Origin of the sequence: Marinobacter goseongensis, from assembly GCF_023156235.1 — a bacterium.
GTDB classification, from domain to species: Bacteria; Pseudomonadota; Gammaproteobacteria; order Pseudomonadales; family Oleiphilaceae; genus Marinobacter; species Marinobacter goseongensis.
The window spans coordinates 357,243-373,880 of the sequence record NZ_JAKZAI010000003.1 but is presented as its reverse complement, the minus strand read 5'-3'; the positions used below and the strand labels follow the sequence as shown (position 1 = coordinate 373,880).

Annotated in this window: 11 protein-coding genes; 6 read left to right on the top strand and 5 right to left on the bottom strand. The window is 58.8% G+C overall.

Features of this window, described 5'->3' with window-relative positions:
- Nucleotides 1-19 precede the first annotated feature (19 nt).
- The 3 genes from MLC70_RS03580 to MLC70_RS03570 are packed head-to-tail and all read left to right on the top strand — an operon-like array spanning nt 20 to nt 1,464.
- A complete protein-coding gene (locus MLC70_RS03580) occupies nt 20-757 on the top strand; it encodes a lysophospholipid acyltransferase family protein (RefSeq protein ID WP_248181687.1) in 738 nt (245 codons plus the stop codon).
- Nucleotides 758-817: 60 nt separating this feature from the next.
- Nucleotides 818-1,060 carry a GlsB/YeaQ/YmgE family stress response membrane protein gene (locus MLC70_RS03575; RefSeq protein WP_248181686.1) on the top strand — a complete coding sequence of 81 codons (243 nt, stop codon included), beginning with the start codon at nt 818-820 and terminating at the stop codon, nt 1,058-1,060.
- Between the two features lie 2 nt (nt 1,061-1,062).
- Entirely contained in the window at nt 1,063-1,464 is a 402-nt protein-coding gene (locus MLC70_RS03570) for an MAPEG family protein (protein ID WP_248181685.1), read from the top strand.
- A 12-nt stretch (nt 1,465-1,476) separates the two neighbouring features.
- Here MLC70_RS03570 and MLC70_RS03565 read toward each other — a convergent pair whose 3' ends face one another.
- Nucleotides 1,477-2,055 carry an OmpA family protein gene (locus MLC70_RS03565; RefSeq protein WP_248181684.1) on the bottom strand — a complete coding sequence of 193 codons (579 nt, stop codon included), beginning with the start codon at nt 2,053-2,055 and terminating at the stop codon, nt 1,477-1,479.
- A 126-nt stretch (nt 2,056-2,181) separates the two neighbouring features.
- On the opposite strand from MLC70_RS03565, the gene MLC70_RS03560 reads away from it, so the two are divergent.
- Complete coding sequence (locus MLC70_RS03560) at nt 2,182-3,630, top strand: rhomboid family intramembrane serine protease (RefSeq protein WP_248181683.1); 1,449 nt, start codon at nt 2,182-2,184, stop codon at nt 3,628-3,630.
- A gap of 36 nt (nt 3,631-3,666) precedes the next feature.
- On the opposite strand, the gene MLC70_RS03555 is transcribed toward MLC70_RS03560, so the two are convergent.
- Nucleotides 3,667-5,121 (bottom strand): hypothetical protein, encoded by a 1,455-nt coding sequence (locus MLC70_RS03555; RefSeq protein ID WP_248181682.1) that lies wholly within the window; start codon nt 5,119-5,121, stop codon nt 3,667-3,669.
- 138 nt (nt 5,122-5,259) lie between these two features.
- On the opposite strand from MLC70_RS03555, the gene MLC70_RS03550 reads away from it, so the two are divergent.
- On the top strand, nt 5,260-7,092 hold the full coding sequence (locus tag MLC70_RS03550; protein WP_427902084.1) for an ABC transporter ATP-binding protein: 1,833 nt from the start codon (nt 5,260-5,262) through the stop codon (nt 7,090-7,092).
- A gap of 139 nt (nt 7,093-7,231) precedes the next feature.
- Entirely contained in the window at nt 7,232-9,991 is a 2,760-nt protein-coding gene (acnA, locus tag MLC70_RS03545) for an aconitate hydratase AcnA (RefSeq protein WP_248181681.1), read from the top strand.
- 65 nt (nt 9,992-10,056) lie between these two features.
- On the opposite strand, the gene MLC70_RS03540 is transcribed toward acnA, so the two are convergent.
- Genes MLC70_RS03540 through MLC70_RS03530 form a run of 3 tightly spaced genes read right to left on the bottom strand, consistent with a single transcriptional unit; the run spans nt 10,057 to nt 16,618 of the window.
- A complete protein-coding gene (locus MLC70_RS03540) occupies nt 10,057-11,997 on the bottom strand; it encodes an ATP-binding protein (protein ID WP_248181680.1) in 1,941 nt (646 codons plus the stop codon).
- Nucleotides 11,998-14,835 carry a PAS domain S-box protein gene (locus MLC70_RS03535; protein WP_248181679.1) on the bottom strand — a complete coding sequence of 946 codons (2,838 nt, stop codon included), beginning with the start codon at nt 14,833-14,835 and terminating at the stop codon, nt 11,998-12,000.
- Complete coding sequence (locus tag MLC70_RS03530) at nt 14,822-16,618, bottom strand: sensor histidine kinase (RefSeq protein WP_248181678.1); 1,797 nt, start codon at nt 16,616-16,618, stop codon at nt 14,822-14,824. The genes MLC70_RS03535 and MLC70_RS03530 overlap by 14 nt, the downstream gene beginning before the upstream one ends.
- Between the last annotated feature and the right edge of the window lie 20 nt (nt 16,619-16,638).

Sequence of the window (16,638 nt, the reverse complement as noted above, 5' to 3'; positions counted from 1 at the left end):
ACGAACGGGTTTGTGTTGCATGGGTGTTCTGAGAAAATTCCTGGCCTGGCTGAGTGTGCCGGTGATCTGTTGTTTTGCGTTTCTGCTGTATCTGGCGCGTCCCTTCAATCCCGACAACAACCGGTTGTTCGGGTATGCGGTCGGCAAGGTGGGGCGTTTCCTGCTCGGCATGGAGCGCCCGGCGAGTGGCCTGGAAAACATGCCACAAGACCGCCCCACGGTGGTGATCGCCAATCATCAGCATAACGACGATCTGTTTGTGATGGGGGATCTGTTGCCACCCCGAACCGTGACCGTGGGCAAATCGGCGCTGGTCTGGATCCCGTTTTTTGGTCAGATTTTCTGGCTCGGTGGCAATGTTATCCTCGATCGCGCCCGATCCCACAAGGCCATCGCGGTGATGCAGGCAACCAGTGACGCCATTTCCCGCGACCACAAGAGCCTGTGGATCTTTCCCGAAGGCACCCGCAGCCGTGGCCGCAGCCTGCAGACATTCAAGAAAGGCGCGTTCCACACCGCGATTGCCGCCGGCGCACCCATCACCATGGTGTGTGTCAGTGAATATCAGGACCGCGCCCTGGGCTGGACTGGCCGACGTGAGCCGGTATCGGTCCGTATCCTGCCACCGGTTGAAACCGCCGGCCTCACCACCGACGACATCCCGCAGCTGATTGAGCGCTGCCGCCGCGAGATGGAGGCGGCTATCGCCGCCTTGCCCGGATCCCAGGCCAAGATGGATGTGCTTGAAGCAGAATAGAAAACAGGGCAGTCTTTCGGGGTTCGAACCCTTTGTCCGAAATGCTGCGAGAGGCGTGTTATGAATCTGATTCTGTTTTTGATCATTGGCGGTGTTGCTGGCTGGTTGGCCGGCCTGATCATGAAAGGCCGGGGCTTCGGCGTGTTGGCCAACATTGGTATCGGTATCGTCGGCTCTTTCCTCGGTGGCTTCGTGTTCCGCCTGTTGGGCCTCGCCGCTCAAGGTGCCATTGGCGAGCTGGTGACCGCCACGGTGGGTGCGGTGTTGCTGCTTGCCGTCGTTAGTGCAATCAAGAAGGCCTGATCATGATCGTACCCGTTACTTCTGTATTCGCCGCTGTTATCGGCATTTTGCTGTTGGTTTTATCTTTCCAGGTGGTACGTTTCCGCCTCAAATACGGTAAAGGCATGGGCGTAACCGACGACCGGGATTTCGAGGCGGCCGTTCGCGCCCACGCCAATCTGGTGGAGTATGCCCCGCTGGGGCTGATCATGCTGGCGCTGGCCGAGCTGAACGGGGTTGCCGGGGGACTGGTGTACTGGACCGGGATGGCGCTGGTGGTGGGGCGTATTCTCCATGCCTGGGGCATGATCAATGGTCGCGGCGGACCTCACAAGGCCCGCATGGCGGGGATCGTTCTGACCTGGCTGGCGATTCTGGTGGCCGCCATCCTGCTGTTGGCCAACGTTTACCAGGTCTACGGTTAAACCCGGGCGGGCCTAAAGGGCCCGGGCCATTTCCTGAGTGACATATTCCAGTTCCAGCCTGCGATTTGCCGCCCGGTCTTCCGGGCGTGCCAGCGGCTTGTCGCTGCCCCAACTGCTGGTCACAATCTGTGCGTCCCGCACGCCCGCTTCCATCAGCAGCCGGGCCACCGCATTGACCCTGAGGCGTGAAAGAAACCGGTTGTAATCTTCCGACCCGAAGTTGTCGGTGTGGCCGTGAATGTGCACCTTCACGCCCGGCTGTTGCCGCAGGTAGGCAGCATGCTGGCGCAGGATGTCTTCGTCCTGCGGGTCCAGGGTGTGCTTGTTGAAACCATAGTGAAAACGCATACGGTGCGGTTTACGGGCACCGGTTTCCGCCGTCGCAGACATTAGAAGGCCTGCTTCAATCGCGGCTCTGGCCAGCATTTCCGGGTTGTCCAGTACGAGTACGGTCATGTCAGTTTCCTTGTTTCCGGTATCCGGTTTCTTGTTGTTGCTGACTACTATTGGCGTAGTCAGCAACAACGGCAATTGGCGAATGGTCGATGTCGGGTGATTCTCCGCTTGCCGGCAGTCCTGATTGAATGACATTTGTGTGAAGGTCCCATGACAACGGCTGCTGGAATCACCTTGTCTGTCATTAGAGCGCGAAAAGCTGGCCTCACTGTGGTAAAAAACACGTTTTCACGGACGAATTATGATGAATTGTGACTGCCCATGCTGATTATTCCTGCTGAAAACGCCGTTAACTGGCGCCGCCCGCCCTGGGTCACCCTGGGCCTCGTCCTGACCTGCCTGCTGGTTTTTCTGTTCTATCAGGGCGGTGACAACCGGCGCCTCGAAGGGGCCATTCAGCAATACCTGGATTCCGGTCTGACCGAGCTGGAAGCGCCGGTCTACGAGGATTACCTGCAGCGCCAGATCCGCTTTGAGGGCAAGGACGAGCTGTCTCTGGAACTGCAGGAGTTCCAGGAACTGAGGGCGTCGGGCGAGACGGTGTGGGTGGCGGTGAGCCTGCTGCTGGATCCGGAGTTCTACCAGTACATGCAGGACAACCGGGATCTGTTGTGGGCAGCGCGGGAACGCCAGCGCTGGCTCGAACAGCGCGCGCTGATCCAGGCTGACTACATCGACCGCCTGAGTGCCAATCAGCTGGGCTTGGTACCGTCGGAGCTGTCGCTGTATTCGCTGATCAGCTATCAGTTCCTGCACGGTGGCTGGGGGCACATCATCGGCAATCTGGTGTTCCTGTTTCTGCTGGGTTTTACCGTGGAAAAGGCGTTAGGGCCGGGGAAATATCTGCTGGCCTACCTGATGTGCGGCGCTCTGTCGGGGTTGGTGTTTACCGCGTTTTCACTGGGCAGCCCGGTGCCCCTGGTAGGCGCCTCCGGCTCCATTTCCGGATTGATGGGTATGTACGTGGCCATCTACGGCCTGCAGAAAATCCGGTTTTTCTACTTTGTCGGGGTGTACTTCAATTATTTCCGGGCGCCGGCCCTGGCGCTGCTACCGGTGTGGCTGGGCAAGGAAATCTACGATTACTGGTTTGCCGGCGCCACCGGCATTGCCTACATGGCCCACGCCGGCGGTCTGCTGGCTGGTGCCGGTCTGGTGTGGCTGCTGGGCAAGAGCGTTTTCCAGGTGCGGGAGACGTTTTTCGAACCGGAGCCGGAGGCGCAGGATGAACGCTTCACCACCGGCTATTCACAGGCCATGGGCAGCCTGGGCCGGATGGAGTTCGATGTTGCCCGCCGTCAGTTCGAGGCGCTCTGGCAGCGTTATCCGGAACGGTCCGTTCTGCTGGAACACCTGTATCAGCTCGCCAAACTGCGCCCGGATCTTCCCGAGTATCGGCAACGCACTCGTGAACTGATGAATGAGACCCTGACCCGCAAACAACCGGAGCGCCTGATTGAAGTCTGGCAGGAGTATCTGGGTAAAGGCGAACGCCATGCCCCGCTGGCGGCGGAGGATCACAACCGCGTGCTCTTCACCAGCCTCCGCCACGGCGATCTGAAAGCCGCCGAGAAGGCATTCGAGCGATTGCGAAGCTGCGGTGATGAACTGCTGACCACCGAAGCCTGTCGGCTGCTGGCGGAAGAATTCGATAAGCGCCAGATGACACCGAAGGCCCGTCATTACAAACAGCTTCTGCAGGCCACCTGAGGTTGAAAGGAATATCTGCCTGATGAACGAGCCTGCTTATTCCTCAAAGACAAACGACGCTTTCGGTCCTTTCAGGGGCTCGCGGTTTTCCGCCTGGCTGAGGTAGGTGGCGATCTGGCTGTGCAGTGGGTGGTTGCCGCAGCGCTTCTGGATGAAGTTGAGAAACGCCGTCGCTTTTTCCCATTGATTCAGTCCGTTGGCCAGAGATTGCGCTACCAGCAGATAGGCCGGTGCCAGCTCATGGCTGTCCGGAAAACGCTTGTGGAAGTCCTGCAGCAGTTTCAGCACGGCCTTGAAGTGACCGCGCGGATACAGCGTGCGAGCACAGCGAACCGCCAGCTCCGGGTCGTCGAGGCGGAACCCCGGTTCCACGGTTTCGAGGGTTGCCAGCAGGGTGGCCATGTCGTCGCCGTTGTTGCCCGTTGCCAGCCAGCCCAGCAGGCGGGGGTGGTAGCGGTACAGATCGGCGGTGTCGTTGCGGGTCTGCAGCAGCCGGAACAGCTGACCGATGCGCTGGGGATTCTGCGGGTCTTTTTTCAGCGCTTCCTTGAGCATCGACTGGACGCGGTCGTAGTTGCCGTCCTTGAGGTTCATGTCGATGTCGGCATCAAAGCGGGCGCTGCGGTCACGGTGCTGAACCTCGCCGGGCTGCTCACCGTCCTGAAGGTCGCTGGCGAAGCCAAGCTCCTCCTGGTACTGGAACAGCAGGTAGCCGAGCATATGGAACAGAATCAGCGTGAAGGTACTGTTCAGAAAGCCTGCCAGCGGTTGGGAAAACCACAGCGGGAAATGGTTGACCGCGAAGTCCTGTGCCGCACCGGAAGCCAGGGTCAGCAGGATCAGGTAGCCATAGAGCAGGAAATAGGGGCTGCCAATGCGGGAAATCAGCACCGCCAGATTCATCGGATTGACCGCCGCGACCACCGAGCGCTCCATCGCCAGCACCATGATGCTGGCCGGCAGGGCGAGAATCACGAAGGCCAGGGCCAGCATCATCAGCAGCTGCCCGCCGATCATGGCGGCGGCGCCCACCAGGCCGCCCATCAGCACGAAGACCAGCAACTGCAGGATCACGATATCGAAGCCGCTGCCGCTGAACGCGACCGAGACCGGCGGCGGTTTCATATGGCCCTCGGCAGTATGGCGGATGACATCGTAGGTATATTTCAGCAGGGCAAGCGCCAGCAACAGGGTGATAATGATGCCCACGATGTTGGCTTTGACCAGCAACGGCACCAGTGTGCAGATGGCGATGACAATCAGCGGGTCAGTGTGGAACGGGTAGCGGAAAAAGGCCCCCAGCCGGTTCCAGAACGGGACCACTTCGGTGGCTGCGCCGAGGTAGCGCATGGCACGGCTGCACCGGGGGCACAGGGCGTGGCGCTTGCGGCTGTCGGCGTCTGGCATGCAGCGGCTGCAGTAGTGTATCTGGCATTCGCCACAGTGCCATTTGGCGGCATCGCCCGGGTGGTAATGACAATCGTGTTTCACAGTGAGCCTGGTTCTGGTCCGTCAGAGAATAGGGCGTCAATAATGACAGAAGCCGTGCCCCCGCCACAATGTGACGGGTAGACTATTGTGCGCCCTGCAACGTAAGGGAGAGATCAGATCCACAAACCGGGAGGCCACTTGGCACCACACCAAGAATCCCCTGAGACCCGCGAAACACCGCCGGCCAGCCATCCATCGCACTACCATTGGCGGGATATTCTGGCGCTGGCGTTGAAGCACAAGCCAAGACTGGTGCGCGCCAATATGCTGGCCATTATGGCAACGCTGATGAGCGTGCCGGTGCCCCTGTTGTTGCCGGTGCTGGTGGATGAGGTTCTGCTGGAGGAGAGTGGCCCGGTGTTGCCGTTCATGAACACCCTGTTGCCGACAGGCTGGCAGCAGCCGATGGTCTACATTGCCCTGATGGTGCTGGCGGCCTTCGCGCTCCGGGTCTGCGCGCTGGCGTTCAACGTGCTGCAGTCGCGGGAGTTTTCCAAGATCTCCAAGGATGTGGTGTTCCGCATCCGATCCCGTCTGCTGGGCCGGTTGCAGCGGGTGGCCATGTCGGAATACGAAACCCGCGGTTCCGGCGCCATCAGCAGCCACTTCATTACCGACCTCGATACCATTGATCAGTTTCTTGGCAGCACCATCAGCCGTTTTCTGGTGGCCAGCCTGACGGTCACCGGCACTGCCGCGGTATTGCTGTGGGTGCACTGGCAACTGGCGCTGCTGATTCTGTTGCTCAACCCGCTGGTGATCTTTGCCACCATTCTGATTGGTAAACGGGTGAAGGAGCTGAAGCGCCGGGAGAACAGTGCCTACGAGGACTTCCAGGGCGACCTGACCGAAACCCTGGACGCCATTCATCAGTTGCGGGCCGCCAACCGCGAGCAGCATTACCTGCGACAACTGATCGGGCGCGCCCGCAGCGTGCGCGATCACGCCATCCAGTTTGAATGGCGCAGTGACGCCGCTACCCGCGCCAGTTTTGCGCTGTTCCAGTTCGGTGTCGACGCGTTCCGCGGGGCAGCCATGGTGACCGTGCTGTTCAGTGATCTCAGCATCGGCATGATGTTCGCGATTTTCGGGTATCTGTGGTTCATGCTGACGCCGGTGCAGGAAATGCTGAACATGCAGTACGCCTGGTTTGCGGCCAATGCCGCCCTGGCCCGGATCAACCGGTTACTGGAGCTGGAAGAGGAACCCCGCTATCCGGCGCTGGAGAACCCGTTCCGTGGCCGCCACACCGTCAGCCTGACCCTCAGGAATCTGCACTTCCGTTACGACGACGAGCCGGTGCTGAAGGGCATCAACCTGCACCTGGCCCCCGGCGAGAAAGTGGCCGTTGTCGGCGCCAGTGGTGGGGGCAAGTCCACGCTGGTGCAGCTGATTCTGGGCATGTACACCGCCCAGCAGGGTGAGGTGTTGATCAACGATGTGCCTGTGCAGCGCATCGGTTTGCCGTGTCTGCGGGAGCACGTGGCCACGGTGCTGCAACATCCGGCGCTGTTCAATGACACCGTGCGGCAGAATCTCACCCTTGGGCGTGACAAGCCTGACGACGCCCTCTGGCGGGCTTTGAAAATTGCCCAGCTGGACGACACCATCGCCGCGATGCCACGCCAGCTGGACACCATGATTGGCCGCCAGGGCGTGCGGCTCTCCGGCGGGCAGCGTCAGCGGCTGGCCATCGCCCGCATGGTGTTGACCGAGCCATCCATTGTAATTCTCGACGAAGCCACCTCGGCGCTGGATTCCGACACCGAGCACCGGCTTCACGATGCGCTGGATGAATTCCTGAGCCAGCGTACTACCCTGATCATTGCCCATCGACTGAGTGCCGTCAAAAAAGCCGACCGCGCCTGCGTGTTCGAGGACGGGCGCATCATCGAGGAGGGCCACCACGATGAACTGATCGCCCGGGACGGGCTCTATGCCCAGCTTTACGGCGACCGTCAGCAGCTCTGAACCAAGCCTCACGGGGCGCTATTCACCGCAGTGATCCCGAACATTCATGGTGGTTTGGTTGAAGTCTGCGCATTCGCTGCAATAGTTATAGGAGACTTCCCAACCCGGCCATCATGTATCAGCCAAAAGGGGGCACCCCATGTCCAGCGAACGTCTCAGTAATGACAGCCTCAATACCCTGTCCAGCCTCGAAGCGGGCGGCAAGACCTTTCACTACTACAGCCTGCCGAGGGCGGCGGAGACCCTCGGCGATCTGGATCGCCTGCCGTTTTCCCTGAAAGTCCTGATGGAAAACCTGCTGCGTAACGAAGACGATGTCACCGTTGAACGCAGCCATATGGACGCCATGGTGCAGTGGCTGAAGGACCGGAAGTCCGACACCGAAATCCAGTTCCGGCCGGCGCGCGTGCTGATGCAGGATTTCACCGGGGTGCCCGGCGTGGTAGATCTCGCCGCCATGCGCGAGGCGGTGAAAGCCGCAGGCAAGGATCCGGCAATGATCAATCCGCTGTCGCCGGTGGATCTGGTGATTGACCATTCGGTGATGGTGGACCACTTCGGTGACGCCTCGGCATTCAAGGACAACGTGGCCATTGAGATGGAGCGCAATCAGGAGCGCTACGAGTTTCTGCGCTGGGGCCAGCAGGCCTTCGACAATTTCCGTGTGGTGCCGCCGGGCACCGGCATCTGCCATCAGGTCAATCTGGAGTATCTGGGCAAAACGGTGTGGCAGAAAGACCAGGGCGACAAGACCATCGCCTACCCGGACACCCTGGTGGGCACTGACTCCCACACCACCATGATCAACGGCCTCGGCATTCTGGGCTGGGGCGTGGGCGGCATCGAGGCCGAAGCGGCCATGCTGGGTCAGCCGGTGTCGATGTTGATTCCGGAAGTGGTGGGTTTCAAAATCACCGGCAAGCTCCGTGAGGGCATTACCGCCACGGATCTGGTGCTGACCGTCACCGAGATGCTGCGCAAGAAAGGCGTTGTCGGTAAGTTCGTGGAGTTCTACGGCGATGGCCTGAAGGACATGCCGGTGGCTGACCGTGCCACCATCGCCAACATGGCACCGGAATACGGCGCCACCTGTGGCTTTTTCCCGGTGGACGAGCAGACCATCAAGTACATGAAACTGACCGGTCGCGAAGATACTCAGCTCGAACTGGTTGAAGCCTACGCCAAGGCCCAGGGGCTCTGGCGCGAGCCGGGCCATGAGCCGGTGTACACCGACCGTCTGACCCTCGACATGGGTGACGTGGAGGCCAGTCTGGCGGGGCCCAAGCGGCCCCAAGACCGGGTTGCCCTGAAAAACATGAAAGCCTCGTTCGAGCTGCTGATGGAAACGGCCGAGGGCCCGGCTGAAAGCCGTGAGGGCAAACTCGAGTCCGAGGGCGGCCAGACTGCCGTGGGTGTGGATGACAGTTACCACCACGCCGCCAGCCAGCCGATGGAAATGAACGGTGCAAAAACCCGGCTGGACCCGGGTGCGGTGGTGATTGCGGCCATCACGTCCTGCACCAATACCTCGAACCCCAGTGTGATGATGGCCGCGGGCCTGATTGCCCAGAAAGCCGTCGCCAAAGGCCTGCAGACCAAGCCCTGGGTGAAAACCTCGCTGGCGCCGGGCTCCAAGGTGGTGACAGATTATCTGCGCGTGGGGGGCTTCCAGGACGATCTTAACAAGCTGGGTTTCAACCTCGTGGGCTACGGCTGCACTACCTGTATCGGTAATTCCGGCCCGCTGCCGGACGCGGTGGAGAAGGCCATTGCCGACGGTAACCTGACCGTGGCCTCGGTGCTGTCCGGTAACCGCAATTTCGAAGGCCGCGTGCATCCGCTGGTGAAGACCAACTGGCTGGCGTCGCCGCCGCTGGTGGTGGCTTATGCCCTGGCCGGTAACGTGCGCCTGGACCTCTTCAAAGATCCGCTGGGTGCCGATCAGGACGGTAATCCGGTGTATCTGAAAGATCTCTGGCCGAGTCAGCAGGAAATTGCCGAGGCGGTGGAAAAGGTGAAGACCGACATGTTCCGCACCGAGTACGCGGCGGTGTTCGACGGCGATGCCACCTGGCAGTCGATCAAGGTCCCGGAGAGCAAGGTGTATGAGTGGTCAGACAAGTCCACCTACATCCAGCACCCGCCCTTTTTCGAGGGCATGGGGGAGGAGCCGGAGGCCATTGACGACATCCGCGACGCTAACATCCTTGCATTGTTGGGGGACTCGGTGACCACCGACCATATTTCCCCGGCCGGCTCGTTCAAACCGGACACCCCGGCCGGAAAGTATCTGCAGGACCACGGGGTCGAGCCGAAGGATTTCAACTCCTACGGTTCCCGCCGCGGCAACCACGAGGTGATGATGCGTGGCACTTTTGCCAACGTACGCATCCGCAATGAGATGCTTGATGGTGTGGAGGGCGGATACACCCGCTTCGTGCCCACCGGTGAACAGATGGCCATCTACGATGCCGCCATGAAGTATCAGGCCCAGGGTACGCCCCTGGTGGTGATTGCCGGCAAGGAATACGGCACTGGCTCAAGCCGGGACTGGGCCGCCAAGGGCACCCGCCTGCTGGGCGTGAATGCCGTGGTGGCAGAGTCCTATGAGCGCATTCACCGCTCCAACCTGATTGGTATGGGGGTGATGCCGCTGCAGTTCCCGGAGGGCACGGATCGCAAGAGCCTGAAGCTGACCGGCGAGGAAACCATCAGCATCGAGGGCCTGTCCGGTGACATTCAGCCGGGACAGACCCTGAAAATGACGGTGAAATACAAGGACGGCAGCACCCAGACTTGTGACCTGAAATCAAGGATCGATACCGCCAACGAGGCTGTTTATTACCGGCACGGTGGCATTCTCCATTACGTCGTGAGGGAGATGCTGCGCACAGCCTAGCGAGGGATCGCTGGCTCTGGCGTCTGTTCAGGACAAAGGGCCCATTCGGTGGAGGGCGGCGGCCCTCAGGCTGACCGCTTGCTATGACCTTGGGTCAGTGGCAAGTCCAGCCAGAAGCACGCACCGTGGCCCTCCTCCGATGCAAAATCCACCTCGCCGGCCATCGCATGCATCAGCTCCCGAGTGATGGCCAGCCCCAGGCCGGTGCCACTCTGCGATCGGCGATCAGACGCGTCGGCTTGGGAAAATTTCTGGAAAATTCTGTCCCTGAAGTCCGCCGGGATCCCCGGTCCCTGGTCGCGGACACACATCCGGATGCCGGTAAGTGAGAGTTCGGTAAATACATGAACCTCGGACTCATCAGAAGAAAACTTGATGGCGTTCGAGAGCAGGTTGTTAAGCGCCTGACGCAGCCGTACGCGGTCGACATTGACGACTGTGTCATGCAACTCTCCGATCCTGACGGTTATCCGCTTATCGAGCGCAAAGCTTTCGATTCCTTCGACGCATTCACGGACCACATCAGCGATTCGGCAATCGGCCAGGTGGAAAATGACTTTGCCGGCGACCAGTTTTTCGATGTCGAGAAGATCGTTGATGAGAAATGTCAGTTGCTGGCTGTTGCGGTAAGCAATTTTGGCCAGCCTCGATGCGTCTGGTGAGAGCTCACCGACGGCGTTGTTCGAGAGTAAACTCAGCGATCCCGCAATGGATGTCAGGGGCGTTCGCAATTCATGACTGACCGTTGAGATGAATTCACTTTTTACGCGATCAGCCTTTTTGCGCTCGGAAATATCCTCTGCGATCAGCCAGATGACCGGTTCGCCGTGGCGAGCCTCCAGGATGAGGCCGTGCAGCAGTATGGGTGTCAGCTCCTCTTGCGCACTGGGAAAGACGCCTTCCAGCGCGCTGAAGCGGGGGTGTTTCTGTAAAAGCCCCAGAATATCCAGCCCTGAGGGAAGAATCCGTCCTGATGGGTCATAGACTTTGCCGAAAAATGCCAATGAGGCGGGTGCGTTACCGAACATCGCTTCGAAGCTGTTGTTGGCGCGCAGCTGCTTTCCGGTTCGCGCGTCGTACAGCCCTATGCCAAAGGGCGCCAGTTCGAAAAGCCCGCGGAAACGGCGTTGCATCTGATAATCACGAAGTAAAAGACTGGTGAGCCAAAAAGTGCCTGAAGTGATTAGCAAAACAATCAAGGTGAGAAAGCATCGAACCAGCAGTGGTGATTCCGGATGGTTTGGCCAGCCCTGCGCTGGTTGAGCAGACATTGTCCAGGTAATGCCCGGCATACTCAGCTGCGCGGTTACCGGCTGTTGCCATTGCCTGTCTGCATCGCCAAAAAAGACACCGCCATCTGAGCTGTGGTTGGCGGTATTGGCAATGGTCAGTTCCCGGCTATCAGCGAGTGACCTCAAGCCCACTTCTTTGTAAAGGCGCTCCAGATCCAGAATGACCGACACAAGCCCCCAAAAGCGGTCGGTGTCGTTCTCAAAGATCGGAATGCGTGCGGCAATTCCCTCACCCCCCTGAACGAGCTTGATCGGCCCGCTGAAAAGCGCTCGCCTCGATGCCTTCAATTCCACCAACTGTGCCTCGGAAAGCCCCCGTTTCGAGAGATCGAGGCCCAGCGCCGCCTCATTGCCCGCCAGTGGATAGATATAGCGTATGGTCAGGTCAGGGGCCAAACCGATGTTTCGTAGCTGTGGCGCAAGACCGAAAATAACAGAAGCCAGCTGCTGAAACTCATTCTCCGTAATATCGGGGTCAACGGACACATTCGCGGCGAGCCCCCAGACCGTCTGCACATTCTGGAGAATGGCGGCCTGTAATTTCAGGCTGAGGTCGTTGAGCCGCGCTTGCCATTGTTGCCGGACCTCTGCCCGATGGCTCTCGGTGGCTCCATTATCAAGCACAACGGCAACCGTAATCATGAAAGCCAGCACGGCGGTACGGGCAACCCAGATAAGATAGTAAAACGCTCTGTAGCCCGCCGTGTTGTCCATCTAGTGCTTGACCTTGTTCAATTTCAATTCCAGCCAGAAGACAGAGCCCAGACCTTCCTTCGACTCGAATCCGACCTCGCCTTCCATTTGCGCCATAATCTCTCTGGTGATGGCCAACCCAAGACCGGTTCCCCGTTTTCCGCGGGTGTCCGAGCTGTCAGCCTGTGCGAATTTCTGGAAAATCCGTGGGCGAAAACTGTCCGGAATGCCCGGGCCCTGGTCAGCCACGCAGATGCGCATGCAGCCGTTCCCTATGTCGCTGGTAATGTGAATCTCACCATTATCTGGCGAGAACTTGATGGCATTGGACAAGAGGTTTGTGAATGCCTGGCCCAGACGGCCCCGGTCTATCCAGGCGGCCCAGTCGGAAAAGTCGTTGGCTATGTGAACAGAAACCCGACTCTCCAGTGCATAGGTGTTCAGGCGCTCTACAGACTCTTCAATCACAGGAAGGACAGGGTCTTCCTTTAATTTCATCGATAGGCGTCCGGAGACGAGCTTTTCCATATCGAGCAGGTCATCAACCAGTTGTCGCAGCTGATCGCTATTCCGATGAGCGATGGATATCATGCGCCTGACCTGCTCTGGCAGCTCACCGAGGGCGCCGCTCTCAACCAGCCCGAGCGATCCGGCGATCGAAGTCAGTGGCGTCCGGAGTTCGTGACTCACTGAGGAGATGAACTCGCTCTTCAGCCGGTCTATTTTCTTACGCTCGGAAATGTCCTCGATCAACGTCCAGATCAGTGGCTGTTGGGAGGGGTTGCGTATTCTCATCCCTCGAACGACGGCTGGGTAGGTGGAGCCATCGGCCCGTACGATTTCTGCTTCGTATGGGCCAAAGCGTCTCTCGGTCTGGAGTTTGGTAATGATTGTCTGTCGTTGGCTTTCGAAATCCCTGGGCAAGAGGTCCCAGTAGTTCATTGACATCATTTGATTGCGGTTGTAGCCCGTTGGCTCCAGCAGGGCCTCGTTGACATCCAGAAACGCGCCCGACAGGTAATCGTTCAGCGCAATACCAATGGGGGACAGCTCGTAGAGCCGTCGCAGCTGAGCTTCGCTTTCCTGCAGAGCAAGGGCTGTGCGCTTGGTGTCGTCAATGTCGGCGATGTAACCATGCCATATCACGCTTTGATCAGGCATGAGTTCTGGCGATGATTTCCCTTCGACCCAGCGCCAGCCTGAGTGCCCGTCCTTGACCCTGTAATGGGCATTCCAGATCGACAGTGTCTCTGCGGACCTTTCGATGCTGACCATCATCTCCGCCAGGTCATCCGGATGTATCTTGTTGAAACAGACCGAGGCATCGTCTTTGACTTCGTCGCTGGTGACGCCGTAGATATCCTTGATGTGTGGGCTGGAAAAAGGAAAGGCAGAGTGGCCGTCCGGCCAGCGCTGGAACTGGTAAAGCATCCCGGGTGTCTGCTCGATCAGCTTGTTCAGAATCTGCTCACTGAGCTTGCGCTCGATGACGCCAGCGATCCATCGCGCGAGGAGTGTTACGAACGTGATATCGGTATCGGAGAAGTCCTGAGCCCGTGGTTCCGGGGAGGAAAAGTTGACGGTGCCGTAAAGTCGATCCCGGATAAAAACAGGCGCGGCAAGATAGCTCTCCAATCCAAACTTGTCATAGCAGTCGTGGTTTCGGTACTGGGATTTCGCCATGTGGGCGATCGCCAGACTGTCTCGAGACCCCAGGAGCAGTGAGCAATAGGTGTCGACCAAAGGAAAGCTGAGGCCCTGTTCAAGCCCTGCTTGGGCTGGGGCAACAAACCACCGTACCGAGTATACGTCTCTGGTGATCTCGCTCACGATCGCCAGATCCAGATCCAGATAGTCTGCCCCGAGGCGTAGGGCTTTCTCGATCCTTGCGTTGTCATCGGTTTCGGGATCGAGGGCCAATTCATTGAGGATGCTCAACGCGGTATTTTGTCGCTGTATGCGGTCGAGGCTGGCCATTTCATTGGTGATGTCGGCGTGGGTGCCGCACATCATCAGCGGTTCGCCTTTTTCGGTCCATTCGAAGACCTGGCCGCGATCGTGCACCCATACCCAGTGGCCGTTTTTGTGTTTCATGCGGCACCGACAATCGTACTCTGGCAGCTCGCCGGAAAAGTGGGCATTGAGCAGGCGTTCCGATTCCGGCCGATCCTCTGGGTGTGCAAGGTTCAACCAGGTTTCGATATTGACCGGTTCGAGTTCGTCGAGCCGATAGCCACAGATGTCGGCCCAGCGCTCGTTAAAGACCGTTTCACCTGTCTGTACGTTCCACTCCCAGGTACCAATTCGCGTGCCTTCTATGGCGGCTTTGGCTCGGCGTTCACTGCTCTTGAGCTCTTGGTAGAGTTCGGTGGCGACCTGCAGGTTGATTTCACGTTCCACGCAATCGGCGATTTCACGCAGAAGCGCCTGGTCATTCTGATCAAAGGTGCGCGGCGCGCGGTCGATCAGGCAGAGGGTTCCAAGTCGGAAGCCGTCACTGTCATGTAATGGCGCACCCGCATAGAAGCGAATGTGGGGTTCCTCCGTGACTAGCGGGTTGTCCATGAAGCGGTCATCGCAGAGCGTGTCCTCGATCACCAGGATTTCCGATTCACGAATCGCGTGGCTACAGAAAGAGACTTCGCGGGGGGTTTCCGAGATCGAAAGCCCCTGGCAGGACTTGAACCATTGTCGGTTGCTGTCCACCAGACTGATCAAAGCAATTGGCACCTTGAACGCTTTGCAGGCGATCGCCGTGTAGCGGTCGAATCGTTCTTCAGGTTGAGTGTCAAGCAGGCCAGTTCGTTCAAGAGCCGCTTGCCGCTGGAGCTCTTTGTGGCTCAGGTCAGGTGCTTTCATCGGTACTGGTCTTCCTGCTTACAACATTGGGTAACTCAATCCAGAAATTGGCGCCCTGGTCGTAGAAGTAGCCTGTCTGCCCATTCATGAGCGTGGCAAGTTCCCGGCAGATGGCGAGGCCAAGCCCGGTGCCTGTGACCGACTTTGCCGAGCCACTGTTGGCCTGGGAAAAACGTTCAAACAGCTTGGGCTCGAAGTGCTCCGGTACCCCGGTGCCACGATCGTGGACGATAATCGACGTATAGCCCGGGCGGCGTTGTGTGATTCGGATCGAAATTGCCAGGTCCGGGGGCGAGAATTTGATCGCATTGCTGATGAAGTTGTCCAGCACCTGCCTTAACCGGTGCGCGTCCGCCAGCACAACCGGGTTTTCGTTCCCCTCAACCTCCAGTGACAGGCCGCGCTCATGGGCCAGGGATGCATTACTCACGATGGCGGTTTTGATGATCGGAAGTATGGGTTGTGGCGACAAATTGATGCTCATTCGACCGGCCGCGAGTTTGCTGAAATCCAGGAGATCGGAGATCAGCAGCTGGAGCCGGTCTCCGTTCCGCAATGCCAGGTTTGCCATTTCTTCGGCTTTCTGCGGTAGCCCCCCTGCGGCTCCGGACGCCAGCAATCGGAGCGCGCCATTGATCGATGTGAGCGGAGTCCTCAACTCATGACTGACGTTGGAAACGAACTCTTCTTTCATTTTGCTGATCACATCGCGCTCAGTCATCAGCTGGTTGAACGCATTGGCCAGCTGCCTGGTCTCGATGGAGCCTGCGGCGATGAGGCGCTGACCCCGGGAGGGGTTTCGGGCCATTTTTTCGATGGTTTGTGTCATTTTGTTGAGGGGTTTGGTTGTTGATCGGCTTGCGAAAAAGCTGAGGGCGGCAATCACTAAACCAACCACCAAGCTGATTCCCAGAAACTTCATGAAAGACTTTTTTGCAGGGGCGGTCGCCCGCTCATATGGCACCGCGCGCACAAACATCCAACCCAGATTTTCCAGGTGACTGGCGGCGTAGATTAATTCCTCGCCGGTGGAATCGGTTACCGTTCCGAAGTTGATGCCGGATAACGCCGCGTCAACCAGTGGGTCGGCCCCCGGCGCAGGTAAGGGCTGTACGCGCTCTCCCGCCGCCGGTCCGCCTTCGATGTAGAGATAGTGGTTGATATCAACGACTTTGAATGTGTCGTTTCGATTGCGAAGGCGGGTCAGCCTGTCAAGCGGAATAAGGCTGGTCTGACCAATATTGACGGTACCGGCCATTAACCCCAGCAGGTCGTTTTCATCGGATTCGATGGGGGTCAGGAAGGACAACAGCGGAACCCCGGTAACGCGACCAATAATCGGCCGGCTGATGAGGGGCTCACGGGTTTGAATGGCCTGGCGGAAATGCTGCCGATCGGCATAATTTGTTCCAATACGACCAGGAGCATATTGATTTTCTGCGATGGCCGTTGCTTCTGCGTTCAATACTAAAACCCCGTCTGGAAACAGCGAGCTCAGCAGATTTTGCCGATCAAGCAGGTATTGGATCTCGGGCAGGGAATGCAGTGATTCGCCATCGCTCATCATTCTCGCTGACTCAGCAAGTACATCAAGTTTGAGTTGGAGGCGCTGCTCCACCTCGGATGCGATACGCCGGGTCTCGGTGAGTTGTTGTTGGGTCAGGAGCGTTTCGAAGTCGTCTACCAGCGCGCTGTAGGCGACGGCCATGATTGCTGCCACAGTTGATAATGATCCGAGCACGATGATGAGCGCGAAGCGGGTGCCGAGCGAAAATTTGGGCAAGTTGGTTTCCTCGGTGGTAC